General features: G+C 41.1%; 20 protein-coding genes. 8 read left to right on the top strand and 12 right to left on the bottom strand.

Going from position 1 to position 23,627, the window contains the following annotated elements; all coding sequences use genetic code 11:
* The 7 genes from BP74_RS08905 to BP74_RS08935 all read right to left on the bottom strand — a co-directional run.
* A partial coding sequence (locus BP74_RS08905; protein ID WP_496373212.1) for an FG-GAP repeat domain-containing protein occupies positions 1 to 474 on the bottom strand: 474 nt, incomplete at its 3' end.
* Between the two features lie 184 nt (positions 475 to 658).
* Positions 659 to 2,206: a RagB/SusD family nutrient uptake outer membrane protein gene (locus tag BP74_RS08910; RefSeq protein WP_496373214.1), complete on the bottom strand. Its 1,548-nt coding sequence runs from the start codon at positions 2,204 to 2,206 to the stop codon at positions 659 to 661.
* A 27-nt stretch (positions 2,207 to 2,233) separates the two neighbouring features.
* Positions 2,234 to 5,239, bottom strand: a complete 3,006-nt coding sequence (locus tag BP74_RS08915; protein WP_496373216.1) for a SusC/RagA family TonB-linked outer membrane protein — start codon at positions 5,237 to 5,239, stop codon at positions 2,234 to 2,236.
* A 585-nt stretch (positions 5,240 to 5,824) separates the two neighbouring features.
* Positions 5,825 to 6,502: a 3-keto-disaccharide hydrolase gene (locus tag BP74_RS08920; protein ID WP_496373218.1), complete on the bottom strand. Its 678-nt coding sequence runs from the start codon at positions 6,500 to 6,502 to the stop codon at positions 5,825 to 5,827.
* Positions 6,503 to 6,574: 72 nt separating this feature from the next.
* Positions 6,575 to 6,961: a c-type cytochrome gene (locus BP74_RS08925; RefSeq protein ID WP_496373220.1), complete on the bottom strand. Its 387-nt coding sequence runs from the start codon at positions 6,959 to 6,961 to the stop codon at positions 6,575 to 6,577.
* Between the two features lie 23 nt (positions 6,962 to 6,984).
* A complete protein-coding gene (locus tag BP74_RS08930) occupies positions 6,985 to 8,040 on the bottom strand; it encodes a sugar phosphate isomerase/epimerase family protein (RefSeq protein WP_496373222.1) in 1,056 nt (351 codons plus the stop codon).
* Positions 8,041 to 8,145: 105 nt separating this feature from the next.
* Positions 8,146 to 9,309, bottom strand: coding sequence for a Gfo/Idh/MocA family protein (locus BP74_RS08935; protein WP_496373224.1), 1,164 nt, complete (start codon positions 9,307 to 9,309; stop codon positions 8,146 to 8,148).
* A 324-nt stretch (positions 9,310 to 9,633) separates the two neighbouring features.
* Between BP74_RS08935 and BP74_RS08940 the strand changes: the two genes are divergently transcribed.
* From BP74_RS08940 to BP74_RS08965, 6 genes are all read left to right on the top strand, one after another.
* Positions 9,634 to 10,884, top strand: a complete 1,251-nt coding sequence (locus BP74_RS08940) for a nucleoside permease (RefSeq protein ID WP_496373226.1) — start codon at positions 9,634 to 9,636, stop codon at positions 10,882 to 10,884.
* Positions 10,885 to 10,888: 4 nt separating this feature from the next.
* Positions 10,889 to 11,782, top strand: coding sequence for a hydroxypyruvate isomerase family protein (locus BP74_RS08945; RefSeq protein ID WP_496373228.1), 894 nt, complete (start codon positions 10,889 to 10,891; stop codon positions 11,780 to 11,782).
* Between the two features lie 78 nt (positions 11,783 to 11,860).
* On the top strand, positions 11,861 to 13,540 hold the full coding sequence (locus BP74_RS08950) for a GMC oxidoreductase (RefSeq protein ID WP_496373230.1): 1,680 nt from the start codon (positions 11,861 to 11,863) through the stop codon (positions 13,538 to 13,540).
* Positions 13,541 to 13,607: 67 nt separating this feature from the next.
* Entirely contained in the window at positions 13,608 to 15,068 is a 1,461-nt protein-coding gene (locus BP74_RS08955; protein ID WP_496373232.1) for a Gfo/Idh/MocA family protein, read from the top strand.
* Positions 15,069 to 15,125: 57 nt separating this feature from the next.
* Positions 15,126 to 15,755 carry a gluconate 2-dehydrogenase subunit 3 family protein gene (locus BP74_RS08960; protein ID WP_496373234.1) on the top strand — a complete coding sequence of 210 codons (630 nt, stop codon included), beginning with the start codon at positions 15,126 to 15,128 and terminating at the stop codon, positions 15,753 to 15,755.
* Positions 15,756 to 15,778: 23 nt separating this feature from the next.
* On the top strand, positions 15,779 to 16,654 hold the full coding sequence (locus BP74_RS08965) for a sugar phosphate isomerase/epimerase family protein (protein WP_496373236.1): 876 nt from the start codon (positions 15,779 to 15,781) through the stop codon (positions 16,652 to 16,654).
* A 1-nt stretch (position 16,655) separates the two neighbouring features.
* Here BP74_RS08965 and BP74_RS08970 read toward each other — a convergent pair whose 3' ends face one another.
* The 3 genes from BP74_RS08970 to BP74_RS08980 all read right to left on the bottom strand — a co-directional run bounded on the left by BP74_RS08970 (position 16,656) and on the right by BP74_RS08980 (position 19,903).
* Entirely contained in the window at positions 16,656 to 16,871 is a 216-nt protein-coding gene (locus BP74_RS08970) for a hypothetical protein (RefSeq protein WP_496373238.1), read from the bottom strand.
* 557 nt (positions 16,872 to 17,428) lie between these two features.
* The gene (dgt, locus tag BP74_RS08975) at positions 17,429 to 18,808 is read right to left on the bottom strand and encodes a dGTP triphosphohydrolase (RefSeq protein ID WP_496373240.1); all 1,380 of its coding nucleotides are present in this window, start codon (positions 18,806 to 18,808) and stop codon (positions 17,429 to 17,431) included.
* A gap of 66 nt (positions 18,809 to 18,874) precedes the next feature.
* The gene (locus BP74_RS08980; protein ID WP_496373241.1) at positions 18,875 to 19,903 is read right to left on the bottom strand and encodes a phosphatase PAP2 family protein; all 1,029 of its coding nucleotides are present in this window, start codon (positions 19,901 to 19,903) and stop codon (positions 18,875 to 18,877) included.
* Positions 19,904 to 20,047: 144 nt separating this feature from the next.
* Between BP74_RS08980 and BP74_RS08985 the strand changes: the two genes are divergently transcribed.
* Together BP74_RS08985 and BP74_RS08990 are read left to right on the top strand one after the other, a co-directional pair.
* Complete coding sequence (locus BP74_RS08985; RefSeq protein WP_496373242.1) at positions 20,048 to 20,359, top strand: hypothetical protein; 312 nt, start codon at positions 20,048 to 20,050, stop codon at positions 20,357 to 20,359.
* A gap of 361 nt (positions 20,360 to 20,720) precedes the next feature.
* A complete protein-coding gene (locus BP74_RS08990) occupies positions 20,721 to 21,221 on the top strand; it encodes a hypothetical protein (RefSeq protein ID WP_496373244.1) in 501 nt (166 codons plus the stop codon).
* Positions 21,222 to 21,292: 71 nt separating this feature from the next.
* Here the strand turns inward: BP74_RS08990 and BP74_RS08995 are convergent, their stop codons facing one another.
* Together BP74_RS08995 and BP74_RS09000 are read right to left on the bottom strand one after the other, a co-directional pair.
* Positions 21,293 to 22,555: a homoserine dehydrogenase gene (locus BP74_RS08995; RefSeq protein WP_496373246.1), complete on the bottom strand. Its 1,263-nt coding sequence runs from the start codon at positions 22,553 to 22,555 to the stop codon at positions 21,293 to 21,295.
* Positions 22,542 to 23,621, bottom strand: coding sequence for a homoserine O-acetyltransferase family protein (locus BP74_RS09000; protein ID WP_496373248.1), 1,080 nt, complete (start codon positions 23,619 to 23,621; stop codon positions 22,542 to 22,544). Before BP74_RS09000 ends, BP74_RS08995 begins: the two co-directional genes overlap by 14 nt.
* Positions 23,622 to 23,627 lie beyond the last annotated feature (6 nt).

The raw sequence follows: 23,627 nt of genomic DNA on the forward strand, positions 1-23,627 counted from the left end.
ATACTCCCTGGACCTTTCAGTAAATGTGTTATTGTGATTATTGATATAGAGCTTATTCCTGCGGTTGCCGTCTTTCATGTGACCGGAGTTGCATATATACATATCCAGCCAGCCATCCGCATTGATGTCAACCATTACCACTCCCGTACTCCACATCGAATCCTGCCTTAAACCTGCCTTTGCTGAAATATCCTCAAACTTGAAATTGCCCTTGTTCAGATACAGCTTGTTCTCTCCCATATTGGAAGTAAAAAGAACATCCGGCAAACCATCATTATTGATATCTCCCAATGCTACACCCCCGCCATTATAAAAATTGCGGAAGTAAAAGCCATTGTCCAACTGGCCATCTACGACTTTGTTATTGAAATCGATGCCTGTATTTTCCTGTAATTGAAACAATGTCTTTTCACCAGGCTTATTACAAGAAATAAGTACGAATAAAATAAAGGGAAGAAAGAATAAGTTTTTCATTTTTTCATAAAGCATCTGTCCGGCAAATGGTCCCAAGCAGTTGTATCAAATTGGTTATAAAGTCTTCTTCAGTGAGAGCAATTTATTCAATTAATCTAATAGAAGATAAAAAGATCACGAAAGGTTTTCATAAAAGAAAAAGGCCATTTTTCAATGGCCTTTAAAAAGAAATATAGTATTGTTATTAATAACCAGGATTCTGAACCAGGTTTGGATTTGCTGCCAACTGGCCATTTGGTATTGGGAATAATAAATACTTTGGATCACTGGCTGGTTTTTCCTGCCATGCGTTCAGGAATTTACCAAAGCGGATAAGATCCTGCCTTCTCCAGCTTTCCAGGTATAATTCTCTTCCTCTTTCGTCCAGTAAATTATCGAGCGTTAAGGAAGCCAATGGTGTAGCACCCCTGTCTGCGCGAATATTATTTACAATAGTTAGAGCCGCTGCAGCATTATTGGTGCGCAATAAAGCTTCAGCCTTCATTAATAATACATCAGCATAACGGAAATAAGGATAATCATTATCCACAAATCCATTATCTGCATGCACATAATCAATTGGATATTTATAAGCACGGATACCTGTCACCTCAAGGTTTTTACCTTTTTCAATGATATTAACTTCAGGAGTAAAGATCAATGGAGCACCTGTTCTGTCTTTTAGTGCAGCACCTGTTTTCATATCATACTGCTGCCCGATAAGGAATCCCACATTCACATGATTGCCAGGGTTGGAATAGGCTGGGTCATTAGCAGGATAGGCAACACCTCTTCTTTTATCTGAAGCTTCAAATTTATTATAGAAATCAGATAAGGTAGAAAATCCGTTCCAACCTGAAGGTTGCTGATTGTAGTGCATTGTGCTATGATAGCGTGATCTCACTGTTGAAGCACCGGGATCAACACCGCCTACGTTCTCCTGCACCCATATATTTTCTTTTCCAATGGTGGTATTGGCAGGTGCAAAATTATCAAAGTAATTAGGAGCAAAAGAATAATGACCACTGTTAATGATGGCATCAGCAAGAGTGATTACTTTTTGCATATCAGCAGCATCAAAAGTTGGGGCAGCACGGTTGGCATACACTCCCTTATTCAGGTAGCATTTCATGAGCAATGCCCTTGCCGCATCTTTATTAGCCTTAGTAGCAGCTGGTCCATCAGGAAGATTATTTAAAACCGATTCAACAGTATCAGTAATCCATTTTAGCGCTTCTACTCCTTTTTTGACTCTTGGAGCTACATTCGGGCCTTCACCCCTGTCTCTCCAGGGAACCTGGTCCCAACCATCAAGGATCATGAACTGTGAAAAACCACGGATCAATTTGGCTTCAGCTTCCTGTTGTGCTGTAGGATTAAAACGCAACATATCTGTAGCAGCATATACAGCACCATTCAAGGCATTAAATACCTCTCTTACGCGGATATGGTCAGCATCAAATTTATGGGAGTGTAAAACACGCCAGGCCCCATTATCATCCCAGTCACCACCACGGGTTGGTCCTATCAGTTCATCGGTAGTCATTTCCTCCAGGGCATAAACACCGGCCTGGTCCTGGAAAGTAGTTCTTAAAGAATTATAAACACCTCTGAGTAGGGCATCAGCAGCTCCGCCGGAACTGGAACCCACTTGGCTGGCTGTAAGCTGGCCCGGGAACTTTTCCTCCAGCTTGGTACAATTGACCAGGGCGAGGGAGAAAAAGGTTATTAGAAATATACTTTTACGTATCATAAGTATTTTTTTAGAGTTTAACAGAGTTTACAGTGAAAAGTTTACACCAAAAGTAACTGTACGTGCAGATGGATAAGGAATGTATTCAATACCTACAGATGGAACGCCGTTCACATTTTTATCAACGTTCACCTCTGGGTCAAATCCACTGAACTTTGTTATAACAAATAAATTCTGGCCAGTTACATACACATTAATTCCCTTGAAGATTTTGCCAACATTACCAACACCATAACTTAAAGTAGCATTGGTCAGCTTCAGGTAATTACCACTTTCAAGGAACCTTGAAGATGCTGTTACCGGGTTGGCAAAAGATTCTTTAATTGGATCCTGGTAAACCTTCAATGCTATGTTCTTACCATTATTGATACTACCTACATTGATTACATTGTTCAATGTCTCATTGTAGATCTGGTGGCCGAAAGCTCCATTGGCATTAGCAGAAAGTGTCAGCTTTTGAAAACGAACTGATGTACTTAAACCTAAGAGTGTTTTAGGGTTAGGATTACCCACATAATATAATACGTCTCCGCCTTCTGTATAGCTGGCCAAACCAGTAGTTTTATCAATTCCAAGGTATTGCCTTGTAAAAAATGCATTGATAGGAAGGTTATTCCTGATCACTTCTACAGTGGTTCCGCTACTTCCCTGTCCACTCAATCCACCAGTGTTGATGGAAGAAGATAAACCGGTTACATTATTACTCATAAAGGTGGCATTCACACCGAAGTCCCATGCAAGATCTTTTTGCTGAACTATGGAAGCATTCACAGCTGCCTCTAATCCTTTATTGATAATATTACCATCAAGATTTACCCATTTAACAGTTCCACCAGGAGCTGCTGGCTGTGCAGGTTCACTTGGGAATAAAAGCTTGGAAGTATTTTTATTAAAATAATCAACCACAACACTTACCCTGTCATTCAGTAGTCCCAAATCAAGACCAACGTTCCACTGCTTATCAGTCTGCCATCCCAGAATATCATTAAAGGCATTATTAGGATTTAATCCACCACCATTATTAAATGACCAACGGGCAACAGCAGATCCTGCAGGGAATTCCTGGTTACCAGTTTTACCCCATCCACCTCTTAATTTCAATGTATTTAAAACATCATTACGTGGATAAAAATCTTCTTTGCTGATGATCCAAGCTGCTCCAAAGGAAGGGAAGTTACCATAGCGGCTGCTTGCACCAAATTTGGATGATCCATCTCTACGAATAGTTGCAGTTAATAAATACTTATCCTGTAAATTAAATACGGTCCTTGCAAAATAAGATTGCAACTCAGAATTTGGATCTACAAATGAACTGATGGTACGGTTTGAAGGATTTGAATACTGGATATAATTAGTATAATCCAAACCATAATTACCAAATCCGCCGGGGTCAGTTTTTTGACCATAACCAGCCATTTCATATCCCTTATTGCCATACTTAGTATACTCATAACCAATTACAGCATTTAAATTAAGGGAAGATGTAAGTGCCCTGTTGAAATTAAGCGTATGCGTTATTTGTTGTGTGGTCAATTCTGCACCAGCAATACGTGCACGACCAATATCCAGAACATCATTGAAATTGATAAAGTTCTGAAGTGATGTGCGGCGTGTACCAGTACCATAATTGATACTATAGAGGAAACGATACTCCAGCCAGTTAGTAAATTTAAAATAAGGAGAAATACTGGCGAGGATCGTGGTCACTCTTGAATTATCATCGAAAGCTCTTTGTAAAGCTAGTGGGTTAATCAGGTCACCACCTCTGACAACATTCAATGAATCCTGGCCGCGTGAATTTTTTACAATTAATGCTTCAGTAGGATTCCACTGAAGTGCATTTCCGATCAAGCTACCTCTTGAACCTGCATTATTGGAAATAGGTGCGATTGCTTCCTGGTACTGGCTTGGAATGATATTAATATCCAAACCCAGGTTCCTGCTTTCCAGGAACTTTAGCTGTGCATTAAAATTGGCAGTATACTTTTTAATACCAGTTTTTCTTACTATGCCCTCCTGGTTTAAAGCTCCAAGAGAAAGGCGGAATCTGGCATTTTCAGTTCCACCACTTATACCAACATTATAATTTTGAACTACACCTCTGCGTGTGATTTCATCAAATGCATTGACATTTCCACCTTTATCATTGGAATTGGTCAATCCATAATAAGTAAGAGCCTGGCGGAACTGGCTGGCATCCAGCACTTCGATCTGCTTCATGACTTTAGAAAATCCTACAGAAGTTCCAAAATCAATTTTTGGCTGGCCGGACTGGCCTTTTTTAGTAGTGATGAGAACAACACCATACGCTGCTCTTGATCCATAAATTGCTGTTGCAGATGCATCTTTCAATACATCAATGGAAGCAATGTCTGATGGATTCATAAAGTTAAGTGGATTAGAGCCGGGGTTGCTACCACCAACTCCAAGATCACCAAGTCCTGGCCTGGCTGATCTGCCATCCAGAGCAACTCCATCAACTACAAACAGTGGATTACCACTACCTGTAAGAGCCGAGTTACCACGGATCTTGATCGTAGCAGCACCTCCGGGAGTACCACTGTTATTAGTTATCTGTACTCCGGATACCTTACCCTGAATTAATTGATCGGGAGAAGTATACACACCCTTATTAAAGTTCTTTTCAGTAACTGTTGACACAGCTCCTGTAAGATCCTTTTTCCGGGCAGTACCATAACCAATTACAACGACCTCCGAAAGGTTGTCATTGGAAGGACTTAAAGAGGCATCAATTGCTGAACGTCCTTCTACTTTCAATTCGGAAGCACCATAGCCTACTGAAGTAAATACAAGGGTTGCATTGTCCGCTGCAAGAATGCGGTAAGCCCCGTTGGCATCTGTCTGGGTAGATGTATTTGTACCCTTTACAGAAACAGTAACCCCGGGAATACCTTTACCGGTTTGATCCGTTACGGTTCCCGAAATCGTTCGGTTCTGGGCAAATACGGGGGTTAAATACAATAGAAAGGCAACTACATACGTAGTCAATTTGACGAGTTTCAATTTTCGCATAGCAGTGTCGATTAGAAGATTGAGGCCTTAAATTAACTTTTTTTTAGAAACTACAATCTTTTTTATAAAATATTTTTTTCACACCACCTGTGTGTACAACTTAATTATACTCAATGATCTAAGGCATTAAACAAATTGTGTGTTTTGTACATGAAGCCCCTATGGCGGATCCTGGCTAATAACCAGCAATTTCTTACCCTGTTATATATAGTTATATAGACACTTTTAAAAATTATTTCACAGGATTAAAATATTCGAAAGATTGTAAAGCTTTTGACTACCGAAATACTTCCGCCTTTAATGAGCCGCCTTTGAGCCGTGTATGAAACGCCTTTGAACCGACTGTGAGCCATCTCTATTAAGAGGCGGCACAAAGTCTGGATATACATGGTGTATAAATATGTAAAGTTGAAACCTATTTAGTTTAGCTGGAACTGAGAGTGTAGTATAATAAGAGAGTATAGTATAGAATAAGATTGGTCGGAAACAGGTATAAAAAAAGGGTCCAAAGGACCCTTTTTTTGTTTCATGCACCCGGTAGTCATGATTCAATGGCTAAGCTGGTGCAATATTATTTCGCAGCGATCAAAGTTTTTTTATACGGATGTTTCGGAACCAAACATCATTTCCATGGTCTTGTAATCCTATTCTGCCCTTTTGATAGGTACCAAAACCCTCCATCCCTTTAAATTTACTTATACGGACCATCTGTTTCCAGGTATCATTCCACATGGTTGTAGAAAGTGTATGAATTCCATTCATATAAAAATCCAGCTTTCCCCTGTTGGCAACGATCTCCACGGCATTCCATTCTCCGGCCGGCTTTACAGCTTCTTTGGCTGCTAAAAGATCGTATAGGTCTCCTGCTCTGTGCGTATATAGTTTGGCATCGTCATGGCCTAACTGGACAGGTGAGCCATTATCTAAAACCTGCATTTCAGGACCGGTATTCCACGGATATTGAAAATTAGCCGGGTCTTCGTGAATATAAAAAATGACCCCACTATTACCCTTAGGTGATATTTTCCAGTCAAGCTTCAGGTCAAAATTGTCAAATTCCTCATCCGACATGATATCTCCTCCTTCTGCAGTTTGCCAGTCTTTTTTACTCGCTGCATCAAGGCGCAAGGCACCATCCTCCACTTTCCAGGCCTTACCAATAGTATTCTTTCCATAGGTATGCCATCCCCTGGTTGTCTTGCCATCAAATAGGGGTATGAAATCTTTCTCATCTTTTGCAGCACTGGAGGTAGTAGAACTCATAGTAGATTGTTTAGTACTTGAACAGGCACAAAAAACCAATGCCATCAAACATACCGGTAGTTTATTCATGTATTATTTTTTAAGTGATAGTATATACGTGACCATTGCTTTGGCATCATCTTTACTTATTTGGGGGTGAGCTACCATTGGAATGGTTCCCCAATTACCACTCCCACCCTTGATGATCTTATCAGATAATGAATCGATCACCGCATCGTTCGATGGATATTTGGCAGCTACTTCCATGTAAGCCGGGCCTGTTGCCTTTGTTTCAATTTGGTGACAGGTAAGGCAATCACTCTTAGCCACCAGGTTCAATCCTTTTTCCACTTCTGGGTTTTCTGCCTTTGCCGAAGTCTCTTCTGCAGGTTTGGAAGCAGAATCAGATTTGCTTTCCTTATTATTACCGCAACTGCTGATTAGTGCAACCAACGAAAGAAGTAAGATCGTTTTTTTCATTTTATTCATTATTGATTATCTAATTAGTTTAAACCAAGTATGCTTCGGTTGAAGGATTCACCTTCCCCTGTTTTGGCAAAGTCATCGAATGCCTTTTCAGTAACATTGATGATGTGATCTTTGATAAATACAGCACCTTCCCTGGCTCCCTGCTCAGGATGTTTTATACAACATTCCCATTCCAGCACCGCCCAGCCAGGATAATTGTATTGAGTTAGCTTGCTGAATATGGATTTAAAATCAACTTGTCCATCACCAGGAGACCTGTAGCGACCGGCACGGTTGATCCAGTCCTGGTAGCCACCAAAACTGCCTTGTTTACCCGTAGCATGAAACTCAGAATCCTTCACATGAAAAGCGCGTATGCGTTCGTGGTAATGATCTATATATTGCAGGTAATCCAGTTGTTGTAAAACAAAATGAGACGGATCATATAATAAGCAGGCCCGGGGATGATGACCGACCTGTTCCAGGAACATTTCATAAGTGATGCCATCAAACAGGTCTTCAGATGGATGTATCTCGTAACACACATCAACCCCGCATTCATCGAATGCATTTAAAATAGGTGTCCATCGTCTTGCCAATTCTTTAAAACCTTCCTGCACCAGCCCTGCAGGGCGTTGAGGCCAGGGATGAAAATAAGGCCATAGCAGTGAACCACTGAACGAAGGACAGGCAGTAATTCCCAGGTTCTGGCAAGCCCTGGCTGCATATTTCATTTGTTGTACAGCCCATTCCGTCCTTGCCTTTGGATTTCCACGAAACGCCTCAGGTGCAAATCCATCAAATAAGGTATCATATGCAGGATGTACCGCTACAAGTTGCCCCTGGATATGTGTGGCCAGCTCTGTAATTTCCAGCCCACAGTCTCTTACCAGGCCTTTCAGTTCATCACAATAGGTTTTACTTTCTGCGGCCTTTTGCAAGTCAATACACTTGGGATCATTGGTTGGAATTTGTACACCAACAAATCCCAATTCCTTTGCCCACTGGCAAATAGTGCGGAGATCATTGAAGGGAGGCTCATTGCCCAGGAACTGGGCTAGAAAAATACCGGGACCTTTAATTTTTTTCATACTCCTAAGAAGATGCCATTACATGCACCAGGATTTTAATTTGCCAAATATATCTGGATATGATCAAGAGGTTTAATACAATTTTTGAATTCAGATGATAACCTGTCAAACCTTAAAATCATACCATTTCCTGTCAGATTGCGATGATGCCACAACGTTATCTATAAATGCCATCATGCGCACCCCTTCTTCAACATGCGGATAATCTAAATTTTCTTTGGCAGGTACTTTACCTTCCAATTTCGCCAGCAGGGAAAGGGCAAAATTCCGGTAGATATTTCCAAAAGCCTCAAGGTATCCTTCCGGGTGTCCGCCAGGCGTACGGCAATTTGAAGTGGCAAATGAAGACAAATGATTGGTGTAACCAGCACCTGCTCTTAACACCTGCATTGGAGCGTCCAACCATTTTACCAATAATGTATTGGGTTCCTGCTGTGCCCATTCAAGCCCTCCTTTTTCTCCATACACTCTTAATCTTAATGCATTTTCTTCCCCTGCTGCTACCTGTGTGGCCACCAATACCCCACTGGCTCCATTATCAAATTTTAATAGCACTCCACCATCGTCATCCAATCCCCTGCCTTCCACTACGATGTTCAGGTCTGCACAAAGCTGTGAGATCTTTGCACCTGAAACATATTCAGCCAGGTGCGCTGCATGTGTACCAATGTCTCCCATACAACCTGCTTTACCTGATTTTTTGGGGTCAGTTCTCCAGGCAGCCTGCGCATTTCCTTCCCTTTCGCTTAATTTACTCAGCCATCCCTGTGCATATTCCACGTAGATCTTTCGGATCTTTCCCAATGCTCCTTCTTTGACCATTGCCCGCGCCTGTTTCACCATCGGGTAACCAGAATAAGTATGTGTGAGACATAATTGCAAACCGGTCTCATCCACCTTTTGTTGTAATTGTTTGGCTTCTTCCAGTGTAAATGTCATGGGCTTTTCAATGACCACATTGAAACCATGTTCCAGTGCCATCATGGCCGGTGCGAAGTGCGCAAAATTGGGAGTGACTATAGTAACGAAATCAATTCTTTTATCAGCAGGCATTTCACTTTCCTTTCGGATCATTTCTTCAAAATTCAGGTAGATCCTGCTTTCATCAAGAAATAATGACTTTCCTGAATCCACTGCTATTTCAGGATTAATGCTCAATGCCCCGCAAACCAATTCCACAAGACCATCCATATTCAAGGCAATGCGATGCACAGCTCCTATGAATGCATCTTTTCCGCCTCCTATCATTCCCATTCTTAATTTTCTCATATTGACTCTTGTTTAAATAAAATTATCAAATATGGCAATGCCAGGTAGCTCACAGGAAAACAAAACACAACTTTTCACTGATTGCTAAATGTATGAATGAATTGCATACCTCTCTACATAGATTTCCTTAGTATATATTTATTTTTTGTGCGTGTGAACTTTTTGTGGCAAAGAATTATTTCTCCGTTTTCAAAAAATAGTACATTTAAGCACACGGACTAACGATGCAGGAAAGTTATACGTACACTTATAATCAATTATTTACTCAACAGATCAGCGTCCTGCTTTCTCGTCTCATTACTTATTCAACAAAACAACTTGCGCATGAAAATGTCAACCCGGATCCAGCTTTCCCTTATGATGTTTCTGAACTTCTTTGTGTGGGGAGCCTGGTTTGTTACCATGGGTACTTACCTGAAAACTCAATTGAATGCCTCGGATGTTAATGTGGGTGTAGCCTATGGCACACAAGCATTGGGAGCCATCGCAGCACCATTTATCATTGGGCTTATTGCGGACAAATTTTTTGCAGCACAAAAAATACTGGGGGTACTTCACCTGCTTGGTGCAGCATTAATGTATTATATATCTACCCTGGATAATTTTTCTTCCTTTTATCCGGTTCTGCTTGTGTATATGATATTGTACATGCCAACCCTTGCGCTTGTGAATGCTGTATCCTTTAAACAAATGAACAGCCCTGAAAAAGAATTTTCCAACATACGTGTATGGGGTACCATTGGCTGGATCGTTGCAGGATTGATCATAGGATGGTTGGCCTGGGAGCAAAAGAGTACCCTGGTAAATACATTCCGGTTATCGGCTATTTTATCAGTAGTCCTGGGATTATTTAGCTTTTCCTTACCCAACACTCCTCCACCCAAGGCGGGTACGAAAACCACTTTCAGTGAGATCATCGGACTTGAATCCATTGGTCTGTTGAAAGACAGGAACTTTTTGATTTTCTTCCTGGCCTCCCTGCTGATCTGCATACCCCTTGCTTTCTATTACCAGGAGACGAATATTTATCTCAACGAGATCAACGTTAAAGGTGCCGCAGGTAAAATGACCTTTGGCCAGATGTCTGAAATGCTCTTTCTTTTTGCCATGCCCTGGTTTTTCAGCCGTCTGGGTGTAAAAAAAATGTTGCTGGTAGGTATGGCTGCATGGGCTATACGTTACTTCCTATTTGGATATGGTGATACAGGCAGTGGTATGTGGATGCTTTATCTCGGTATCATACTTCATGGCGTATGTTATGATTTCTTTTTTGTAACAGGCCAGATCTATACAGATGAGAGAGCGGGAGAAAGAATACGTTCATCAGCCCAGGGAATGATCACCCTGGCAACTTACGGGGTAGGAATGCTTATCGGGTTCTGGGTTGCAGGTCTGGTAGCAGAGAAATATTCACTGCCCGGGGGTGGTCATGACTGGAAAAGCATTTGGATGGTTCCAGCCGTCATTGCCTTTGCCATATTAGTATTATTCGCTTTATTCTTTAAACCGGTTAAAAAGAAAGTCATAACAGAATCAGAAGCAGAAAAAGGGTTGGCAGCAACCCCTCTTACCTGAGACCTTGACGAAAGATAAAATGCAAAGAAGAGATCTTGTAAAAAAAATTGTGATGGGATCCACGGCCATAGCCCTGGCACCTGTGACCAGCCTGGCAAGTAATGGCCCTTCTGGCAATCCTCACTTAAAAGGCAATATCAATCATTCCGTTTGCCGGTGGACCTATGATTTTCTACCCCTGGATGAATTATGCCAGGCGGTAAAGAAACTAGGCTTTGCTGCCATTGACCTGGTGGGCCCCAAAGACTGGCCAACACTTAAGAAATATGGAATTTTTTCTTCCATGTGCAATGGAGCAGAGATCAGCCTGACAGAAGGTTGGAATACTAAACAATACCATGCTACGTTAGTAAAAAATTATTCAGAACACATCAACCTGGTTGCTGCCTCAGGTTACAAAAACCTCATCTGCTTTAGTGGAAGCCGCAAAGGCATGGATGATGAAACAGGATTAAAAAATTGTGTCGAAGGTCTGCAGCAGATACTATCACTTGCAGAAAAAAAAGGTGTGGTTATTCAAATGGAACTACTGAATAGCAAGGTGGACCATAAAGATTATATGTGTGACAGATCCAACTGGGGTATAGAACTTTGCAAAAGACTGGGCTCTCCCAACTTTAAGCTGCTTTATGATATCTATCATATGCAAATAGATGAAGGAGATGTGATCAGGACCATCAAAGACCACCATGAATATTTCGGGCATTACCACACTGGTGGGGTTCCCGGCAGGCATGAGATCAATGAAACCCAGGAATTGTATTATCCTGCTATCATGAAAGCCATCCTCCTGACAGGTTTTAAAGATTATGTGGCACAGGAGTTCATTCCCACAGGAAAAGATAAAAATGAAAAACTGAGATCATTAAAACAAGCCATCATGACCTGTGATGTTTAATAAGAAGAAGTAGACTAACTTGTAACCTTTATTTTACGATACACTCAATTCTTAAAACGAAAACCCTAATAACATTTTATGCCTGACAATACGTATGATGCCATTGTAGTAGGTTCCGGGATCAGCGGCGGATGGGCCGCGAAAGAACTGACCGAAAAAGGTCTTAAAGTTTTATTGCTGGAACGAGGAGAAAATATCGAACACATAAAAGACTACGTAAGTACCAATAAAGCCCCCTGGGAGTTTCCTCACCGTGGAGGGCGCACACAGGAAATGATCAAAGATTACCCTGTGCTGAAAAGAGATTACCCCCTGAATGAAATGAACCTAAACTGGTGGGTGAAAGATAAGGAATGTCCATATACGGAGGTTAAACGTTTTGACTGGTACAGGGGCTATCATGTAGGTGGCCGTTCTTTGATGTGGGGACGCCAATGTTACAGGTGGAGTGACTTTGATTTTGAGGCCAATGCCAAAGACGGCATTGCTATCGATTGGCCCATCCGTTACAAGGACATAGCACCATGGTATGATTACGCAGAAACCTTTGCCGGTATCAGCGGTTCCAAAGAAGGCTTACCTCAATTACCTGATGGAAAATTCATGCCAGCAATGGAAATGAATTGCGTTGAGAAGGATGTTGCCGCAAAGATCAAGCAAAACTTTGGAGGTAAACGCAATATGATCATTGGCCGGACAGCCAATATCACTGTTCCCCACGAAAACAGGACCAATTGCCAATACAGGAATAAATGCTGGCTGGGATGCCCGTTTGGTGGCTATTTTAGTACACAGTCAGCAACCTTGCCGGCTGCCATGAAAACAGGCAACCTAACCCTTCGCCCCTTCTCTATTGCCAAAGAGATCATTTATGATAAGGATACTAAAAAAGCAAAGGGTGTTAGGATCCTGGATGCGATGGACAATAAGACCTATGATTATTTCTCCAAGATCGTTTTCGTCAATGCATCTGCTTTGAACTCTGCCTGGTTGTTAATGAATTCAGCTACCGACATCTGGCCTGGCGGCCTTGGAAGCAGCAGCGGAGAATTGGGTCATAATTTAATGGACCACCATTTCAGGGTGGGCGCTTCAGGAACTGTTGAAGGTTACGATGACAAATATTATTATGGGAAAAGACCCAATGGAATTTATGTAGTGCGGTACAGGAACCTGGATGGTGAAAAGCGTGATTACATTCGTGGCTTTGGATACCAGGGCAGTGCCGGTCGTTCAGGTTGGGCCCGTGAGATAGCCGAGTTAAATATTGGGGGTGACTTTAAAGATGCCCTTTCCGAGCCCGGACCATGGACCATGGGTATGACAGGCTTTGGTGAAATGCTGCCCTACCACGAGAACAAGATCACACTGGACAAGGATAAAAAAGATAAATGGGGCATGCCTGTTCTGGCCATTGACTGCGAGATCAAGGACAATGAAAGAAAGATGAGGGTGGACATGGGCAATGATGCCAAAGAAATGCTTGAGGCTGCAGGCGTAAAGAATGTTTCAATCTATGACAATGATTATTACCCAGGGATGGGTATTCATGAAATGGGAACGGCCCGTATGGGTAAAGATCCAAAAACATCTGTACTCAACGAATGGAACCAGGTATGGGATGCCCAGAATGTTTTTGTAACTGATGGCGCCTGCATGACATCTGCTTCTTGTGTGAATCCTTCTCTTACCTATATGGCGTTAACAGCAAGAGCCTGTGACCATGCAGTGAAGGAATTAAAGAAGATGAATATCTGAGCACCTGCGTATTTGAAAGAATCAATAACCATATTATAAACCTTTAGTAGACTATAATTTTTTCTCTATGGCTGAAAACAAGGATCTACCTGAACAGAATTCAAGAAGAGATTTTATTAAGAACACGGCATTAGCAACAGCAGGATTTTTTATTGTACCAAGATTTGTGTTGGGTGGTAAAGGTTTTATAGCACCAAGCGACAGGCTCATTGTTGCAGGTATTGGTGTGGGTGGAAAAGGTGAAAGCGACATAATGAATTTCTACAAATCCGGAAAGGCTGATATTGCTTTTCTATGTGATGTAGACGATCGCAGGGCAGCCAATTCCATTAAAAGCTTTCCAAAGGCCAAATATTATAAGGACTGGCGTGAAATGCTGGATAAAGAATCTAAGAATTTCGATGCCGTTTCAGTTTCCACTCCCGATCATAACCATGCCGCACCCACGCTGGCAGCCATGCAGCTGGGCAAACACGTATATGTGCAAAAGCCATTGACGCATGATATCTATGAAGCCAGGGTATTGACGCAGGCCGCTAAGCGCTACAATGTAGTAACGCAAATGGGTAACCAGGGTGCTTCGGGTGATGGTGTTCGCCAATTGATGGAATGGTATGATGCAGGCCTTATTGGCGATGTTCATACTGTCTATTGTTGGACAGACAGGCCTGTATGGCCACAGGGAATTCCCTGGCCTACGCAAAAAGCGGAAATACCTAAAGAATTGAATTGGGATCTGTGGTTGGGCACTGCACCTTATAAAGATTACGTAGATAAACTTGTGCCTTTTAACTGGCGCGGTTGGTGGGATTATGGTACAGGAGCACTCGGTGATATGGGTTGCCATATTATTGAACCTGCCTTCAGGGTATTAAACCTGAGCTATGCTACAGATGTCCAGGCTTCAGTGGGAAGTGTGTATGTTGATGAATTTAAACGTGGATATTTCCCGGAAAGCTGTCCCCCTTCCAGCCATGTAATCTTAAATTATCCCAAAACAAACAAAACAAAAGGTGAAGTGACGCTGCACTGGATGGATGGTGGTATTCAACCCGAGCGTCCCGAAGAACTGGGCGCTAATGAAATATTCGGTGATGGTGGCAATGGTACATTCTTCATAGGTACCAAAGGTAAGATGATGTGTGGCACTTATGGAGCAAACCCGAAGCTTCTACCTATATCCCGTACCGATCACGTCAAGGTGAAACAGAAATATCCAAGGGTGAAAGGCGGTGCCGAAGGTCATTATGCGCAATGGGTAGAAGCCTGTATAGCAGGAAAAGGAAAGAATGAAGTAAGCTCTCCTTTTGAATCCGCCGGACCATTAACGGAATCCCTATTAATGGCCAATTTGGCCATTAGGGCATTCGATATCAGGGTTCCCAAAGCAGATAATAAGGGTTTCAATTTCCCTGGCCGCTACATCAAATTGCTATGGGATAATGATAATATGAAAGTGACCAACTTTGATGCCGTTAACCAGTTTGTAAAAAGGGAATACAGGCAGGGTTACAGTTTGAAAGTATAATGAACATATCAATAGTTTTTAAAGAAAAGAATTTAACTTAAAACTAAAATCTTCAATATGGAACGCAGGGAAGCCGTAAAATATATAAGCATTCTTTTAGGTGCCACCTTGGTAGGCGCAGATAGTTTCCTTACTGGTTGCAAATCATCCACTGGAAAACCTGGTGAGTGGTCACAGGATGATGTGGCCTACCTTGATGAAATAGCTGAAACCATTCTTCCTCAAACCACTACTCCTGGCGCTAAAGCCGCTAAAGTGGGCCAGTTCATGACCGTGATGGTTAATGATTGCTATGAAGAAGGCGATCAGAAAACATTCAGGGACGGAATGGATAAGTTGAATGAAGCCAGTAAGAAAAAGTTCAGCAACAACTTCATGAGCATAACACCTGAACAAAGGAAGGAACTTTTAATAGCCATGGATAAAGAAGCCAAAGATTACCAGGTGAAGGTTTCCGACTTCAACGGCAAGGAAGATAAAAAAGAAAGGGAAGAATTGGCCAAAGGAAATATGAAATATCAAAAACAGAAAATGTCTCCTCACTATTTTTCTTTAATGAAGCAGTTGACATTACTTGGCTATTTTACTTCAGAACCCGGTGCCACAAAAGCATTAAGGTACAACCCTGTTCCCGGCAAATTTGAGGGATGTATACCTTACAAAAAAGGTGATAAAGCCTGGGCCTGATCTTTTACTTTAAACCATACACTATGCCATATCAACGCAGGGAATTTCTTAAAAATGCTACTTTGATCGGTTCAGGTATTGTCCTGGGCTCCTACTCTGGACTTTTAGGATGTAAAACAGCCAACAGTAGTCAAAGTATCAATGAAAACTTCGGGCTCCAATTATATACATTGAGAGATGTGCTGCCTTCCGACCCTAAAGGTGTTCTCACTAAAGTAGCCTCCTATGGTTACAAGCAAATTGAAAGTTATGAAGGAGCTAAAGGAATGTTTTGGGGCATGTCCCATACAGAGTTCAAAAAGTTAATGGATGACCTGGGCATGAAGATCATTTCCAGTCATTGCGATATCAATAAAGACTTTGACCGAAAAGCAGCCGAAGCGGCAGCAATAGGTATGAAGTACCTCATTTGCCCTTACCTGGGTCCGCAAAAAAGCATTGAGGATTTTAAAAAGGCGGCAGATAATTTTAATCAAAAAGCAGAGATCTGCAGAAAGAATGGGTTGCGATTTGCCTACCATAATCATGATTATGGTTTCATTCCTTTGCAGGGTCAATTGCCACAAGACGTTTTAATGCAAAATACCAGTAAAGACCTGGTAGATTTTGAAATGGATATTTACTGGGTGGTTACTGCAGGCCAGGATCCTATAGCCTGGTTTAATAAATACCCTGGCCGTTTTAAATTAAGTCACGTTAAAGACAGGGAAAAAAATGCTTCAGGAAAAGACGCTTCAGTGATCCTGGGACAAGGAGGCATAGACTTCCACAAAATCCTGAAAGAAGGGCAAAAAAAGGGATTAGACTACTTTATTGTAGAACAGGAGCGCTATGAGGGCACTACACCATTGGATGCTGCGAAAGCGGATGCAGCTTACCTAAAAACATTCAGGATCTGAGTTACTTCTTTGTAGAATCTACATAGGAAGAATCAACCTTAGTTTTATCCCTGCTGCCAGGAGAGATACTATTGGTAGTATCCGGTACATTTCCATTGACATTTTCCACAGGTGTACTGGGCGAAGCCTCATTGGTTGTGGTTGTTGTGGGCGTATCGCCACCATTAGAGCAAGAAGCTACTATGGCGATCAATCCAATGAAAAGAAAATTCTTCATGATAGTGTATTTGGTTTCAAACATTTGGATTTGATTCAAATCTCAAGCCACTTCATTTAACCATTCCATTCACTTCTATAGAAAAGAAAGGAATTATGATGTGGAAAATACGGTACAGAAAATTTATTTCTAAATGTTGATAAATAAATTGCCGGGCTTAAAACCGGCTAAAATGGGGCAAAAAACCGAATGTGAATAAATGCAATAAAGGCTTTCACAGTCCCGCACCTGTTTTTCAATATCAATTACCGTACTATCTTGTACGTACAAACCTTATCCTACTAAAAACATTATCCAAGTCTTTGAATAACTAATTAGCCACCAATATCTGAAAACCTTAGAGGCTTCTGATTTATCAGAAGCTTTTTCTTTTTATAGCCTTACCACGAAATCAGGAAATCGATATAATTATTTAATAGATTTCATGTCCCATAGGGACAATTGGCTGTAGTAAGAATTACAGAAAGGAGGATAACTTATCCAGGGAACGACTTGAGTTTATATTCTTGATCAAGCAAAGATTTACACAGATAAGCACCTTTCATTAATCTTTGTCACTATCCATGCCTGGGAATACTTATCCCCTGCAGTCTGCGGTAGATCTCTGTGGCATATTCATCTGTCATGCCGCTTAAATAATCCAGGGCACTCATAACCTTTTCATACTTGCTTTCCGTGTCTTCAAACTCTGTGAACTGGTAGGGGAATAATTTTAAAACCTTTTGTTCCTTATGTGATGGTTGCTCTTTCAATAAAGCGGGAATAAATAATTGCAACAGGCCTGACATGACATTATAACCAGCTATTTCTACCTGTATAACTGTATCGTGTCCATATATCTTTTGCAGGGATATTTCCTGGATGCTTTTTAAAGCACCGGTCCTACTTTCAATATTATCAATTAATGTGTCGTTGAATGTCCCGCTGAGGATGTCTTCCCTATGGTTATAAAATACATCCACCGCAGCATTGGCAAGCAGGTTGATGACCCGGGCACGTACAAATGCAATGGCCTCATTGGTATCCTTGATATCCTTGAAATACTTAAGCGTTTTATCAGCTTCCTCACCTTTGGGATTAATAGCCCGCATCAATTGCATGAAAGCATCCCTGACGGTTTCAACCGGTAAAATACCCAGACGGTGTGCATCTTCCATATCAATAATGCTATAACAGATATCATCTGCAGCTTCTACTAGGTATACAAACGGATGCCTCTTAAAAATAATGGGATCACTGTTTTCCGGTATCATGCCCAACTCAGAGGCGATATTTTCAATAGTGTGCTTTTCAGTTTGAAAGAACCCATACTTTTTCCGGTGCTTGAACTTCTTATTTACTGCAGAAGACTCGCATGGATATTTCAAAATGGAAGCAATGGTAGTATATGTCAGTCCAAAACCGCCGCGAAAACGGCCTTTAAAACTATGTGTTAACACCCGGACAGCATTCGCATTACCTTCAAAAGAAGTCAGATCTTTCCATTCCTTTTCACTAAAGAAACCTATCAACTCCTGCCCTTCTATTTGTGTATGGGCATTTTCAATAAAATAGGACGAAATGGCTTTCTCCCCGGAATGTCCAAATGCAGGATTACCAATATCATGGGCAAGGCAGGCTGCTGCTATTACATTGGCCAATTCATATCGATAGAACTCATAGGCATCATCGTTACTCTTTTTAAAATCCATACTGATGCGCTCCCCTATCATTTTACCCAATGACCTTCCTACACTTGCTACCTCAAGGGAGTGTGTAAGGCGATTGTGAACAAATGCTGTTCCTGGGAGTGGAAAAACCTGTGTCTTATTCTGCAATCTTCGAAAAGCGGAAGAGAAAATAAGGCGGTCAAAATCTCTTTGAAAACCTGACCGGGCACCTGTAGGTATTTTATCTGACCCTACTCTCTTCTCAGTATATATATTTTGGAATTCCATTTACGGGATTATAAAGCCGTAAATGTACAGGGAAAATACTTGTTGCAATATTGGCTGATCTAAACACTAATGAATATGATAAACCAATCCAGGCATGAAGCGACCATAATCATAGCTGAAGGTAAATGTCAATGGAGCAGGTTTTTTACCCGCTGCTTTTAAAAATGCATAACGGTGGTAATTGTTAACCACCTGCCTGCCACTTACATAACCAAGAGCAGCACCTACTAAAACATCGGTTGCCCAATGCCTGTTTTCCGTGATCCGGCTAATGCCAATCAATGAAGCCGCACTGTAAGCCAGGATTGGCACCCAGGGCTTATGCCTGTATTCCATGGCAAATACGGTAGCGGCAGCAAAAGCCACCGTAGTATGGCCTGATGGAAAAGAACTGCTAACAGTTTGTCCCTTATACTCACGTCCCGCAATGGAGAAGGGTCCATGAAAAGTTGGCCTTCCCATAGTGTCCACTCCATAATAACTGGGACGCTGTCGACCAGTAAGGTATTTGGCAATAGATTCTATCATCCCACCAGTGATATAAGCCTGGGTAGCCAGCAATGTTGCATTCTTTAGTTTTTCATCATGGAATAAAATTCCATAGGTGCCTAATGATAAAAGTGTATACGTCTCGTAAGGACCACCAAAATTGGTAATAAACCTGCTCACCTTTCTCACTGTTTCACTATTGTTTCTTAACCGGAATGCTTGTTTTTGAATCGGTACATCAGCAAAAGAAAGCGCTATTGTTCCCACTGTAAATACACCCAGTTTTTTCCAGTCCGCCTTACTGGTATGAAAAGGGGCTGTCAGTTGTTGTTTCAAATTGCTGCCCAATAATAAAAAATAGCCGGGTAGGTTGATTGGGCTCGTAGATTGATACATAATTGTATCATATCCGCCTTTATTTACAGGATCGGAAATCCTGGCCAGGCTATCCAATTGTTTGAACCAGGTGCCAGCTTTTTGGGCATTAGAGTAGTGGAAGGAAAAAACTACTAAAAGCAATAGAACAGACTTTACATGTAGTTTTTGTAAGGACAGGTTTCTATACATATAGATCAATCGGTTTCCAAAATGCTGATTATTCTTCAAATAACGGGATATAATTTTAACTCCATTCATTCGTTCCCAAATAGCAATTCCACAAAAACAAGGGGTATAACCACATGGCGCAATTGTTGAAAGTACTTATTTGTTTCTCATCAATAAATGAAACAAAAACTTAAAACAGTTCATATGAAAAATGTATTAAAACCCATGAACATTAAAATGTTCTTCACCTTGATGGTATTTACGCTGGTACAGGTTGTTTTGTTTGCGCAGGACAGTGGTGGTTCCACCACATCCAGTTCATCCAAAAAAGTTGACATTAATGTAGAAAACAGTAGTGGTGACTGGTATACCTCACCCTGGGTATGGATCATAGGCGCTGCTGTATTTATCCTTTTGCTGGTAGCACTCGTAGGAGGAGGCAGAGGACGTTCTTCAGACACGAGTACAGATCGCGTAACAGTGACTAAAACTGTTGAAAGAGATACTGACGTTTAACTTCAATTTCTATATTATAAGAAAGCCATCCTGAATTTCAGAATGGCTTTTTAACGCCTCAGCGTCACTCAGATATTTTAATGGCGCAACCCGGTTAGGCGAAACTAACCGAAGGTTCCCATGAATAATCTGTAGATATCATGAATACCTCCTTTTCTTTGATGAGCATTGAAGATACAACCAATGATCCAATAAAAAAACGGGTGTGTCGTTATAAAAAAACAGGTTTATAAATTTCTTAAGAAACTGGCGCTGAGGCTTTTCGGTATTATGCTTTTTAGCAGAAGGAACATACAAAAACAATCCAATATCTTGTGGCTGATTTGGCAGAAACCCTTGAAAACTTCAAACACTATTGTTCATGAACGAGCAGCTTTTCTTACATAATGTAACTTCAAAAGCAAAGCAACTGAATATTAATCCGCTCCTGCTTTTATCCGGAATTGAAGGTTTATATACTTTTAAAGATGTTCAGCTTAACGCTATTAACTACGAGTTCCTGGATAGCCTGATACTTTCCATTTTTGCATTACGTATTGGCGACCAGTTTCATACACTAGCCCAGGAAAATCTTTTAAGTTCCAATAGCAGGGTAAGGGATGCTGCTGCATATGAATTACAGGAGATGAAGGCCGAACAAATTGCCCAATCTTCCAATACCTACCTGCAATCATTTGCTTCCATTCTTGCAGGCAAAAGCATCATCCGCAATTACCACGAAAAGGCATTGGAAGTGGCAGCCTTTGAGATCAAAAAAACGCACCTGGCTTTCCATGCCAATAGTATCAGCACTATTGTTTTGGCTCTGTGTGAAACCGAACTCAAGGATAGCCTAAACCTAACCAATTTTTTTAACTCCTGAATTTACCGAAGCCTTAAGTATTACTTAGAACTACTAGTATATACCATATCAGACCACTCTAATACTTTTGTTTAATTTACTCCCGCCAATTGAAGGCTTACTTTCTTCAGAGAGTTAGATATGATCGCATCTTTTTCCGTGATGCTATCAGGTAATAAGATCACTGAGACTGCGCCATCATTGAACCATGAAGCATTTTTTAGCTTTTCCACATGTATCAGTCCCAATAAATATTGCCTGTCCGCAGTACTATGAAATTCTGAGACCTGTTCAAAATCCCATTTATTCACTTCTGTCCAGTCATTGAAACTCACAAATACTTTTAAATAATAGTTTGTAGTAAGCGCATACTTTTCTTTACGGTTCAGCTTTTTATACTCGTATTTGTAATCATAGCTCAGGGCTGATATATCGCTGATCACTGCTGATGATGTAGGATACCTGCCGGCTCCCTTGCCATATAAAAATTGCTTATCAGCCAGTTTACTTTCAATGATCACACCATTATATTCATTTTTTACTCCGTGCAACTGGCTTTCAGCTCTTACAAACTGGGGAAGAACAAATGCGGCCACTTTCCCATTGGATAATTTATATGCTTGCGCCGTTAATTTCACCTGGTAGGACTTTTCTTCAGCATACTTTGTGTCAGTAGCATGAAGACGTGTAATACCCAGGTGTAATAATTCTTCAGGCCTTGAGATAATCCCATAAGCATGCGCCAAAAGTATGGTTAGTTTATTGGTGGCATCTATCCCTTCCACGTCAAGGGCCGGGTTACTTTCAGCAAAACCCAGTTGCTGGGCTTTCTGAAGTGCTTCTGCATAAGAAAGTCCTTCATCTATAATCTTGGTCAGAATGTAATTGGTAGACCCGTTTACAATACCACAGAGGCTTTGCAACAGGTCATTGTCATAGTACTCTTCCAAGTTACGTATAATAGGAATACTACCGCATACAGCAGCTTCATAAAGAAATGAAACCTCATTTTCTTCCTGTAAGCGCAATAATTCCGGAAGGTGCTCAGCTATCATTTTCTTATTAGCACTAACCACCGATTTTTTATTCTTCAGCGCAGTGCTTACAATGATAAAGGCTTCTTTAGCATCATCGATCAATTCTACAACGATGTCGATACCCGGGTCGTTCAATATATCATCATAACTGATGGTAAATAATGCAGAAGGTGCATTTCTTTCTTTTTCCGCATGTTTGATACAGACTTTTTTGATCAATGCATTAAGGGAGGGGGTCTGATGCAATACTTTGTAAATGCCTTCTCCTACTACTCCAAATCCAAATAAACCTATCTGTAAAACTTTATCGTGTTTCATGCCTGATATTTAATGTTTCTAATTCTTTTGATTGTTTTGTAATTCCCAGGAAAGGAATGATCAATTCTGTTATCTTTTCAAACTCCAGTAAGAATCCATCATGTCCATAATGTGAATCAATAATGGCCAGTTTTGCTGATGGGATATTTGCAGCCAGGAACTCCTGTTCGGCCTGCGGAAACAAAATGTCTGAGTGTATACTGATCACCAGTGTTTTCGCTATTATTGATTGTAGTGCATCTTCAATGGACGTTCTGCTCCTACCGACATCATGTGAATCCATTGATTTACTCAGGAAATAATAGCTGAATGCATTGAATCGCCTGGCAAGCTTCTCGCCCTGGTGTTGCTGGTAAGTCTCGGCTTTATACACTTCCTTAACAGTTCCATCCACAGTGACAAAATGTGATCCCTTTTGCGATGAAGTATATGTATGGTAATTCCTGTAAGATAATAAGGCCACCGCTCTTGCTACCTTCATGCCATCCATGCCCGCAATGCCTGATTTATTTCTCCAGCTGGGGTCTGATTCAATACAAAACCTTTGCGTGGCATTAAAGGCTATTCCCCATGGAGAATGACTGGCATTGGTGGCTATAGGAATGATATGATCAAATAATCCAGGTTCTTCAATGGCCCATTCCAGCAACTGTTGACCACCCATAGAACCTCCAAGGCCTACTTTGATTTTGTGAATTCCCAGTTCTGTTTTTAAATGCTTATATGCCCTGATCATATCCCTGGTAGTAAATAAAGGAAAGTCATGATAATAGGGTTCATTATTATGGGGATTGTGATCCAAGGGAGATATACTACCATAACAACTCCCTGGCATATTCACGCAAACTATAAAATAACCTGACGGATCGAATAAGCATTGATCGCCCACTAAGCCATACCACCATTCAGATGGATCACTGTTAGCTGTAAGAGCATGAAAGATCCATACAACATTATCTGCCTTGTCATTTAATATGCCAAGTGTAGTGTATCCAAGGTGAAAACCGGGAAGAACTTCACCAGATTCTAAAACAAAGGGATTTGTATAGTAAAATGTTTTTGTCATTGTAAA

The organism is Flavisolibacter ginsengiterrae DSM 18136 (genome assembly GCF_059568575.1).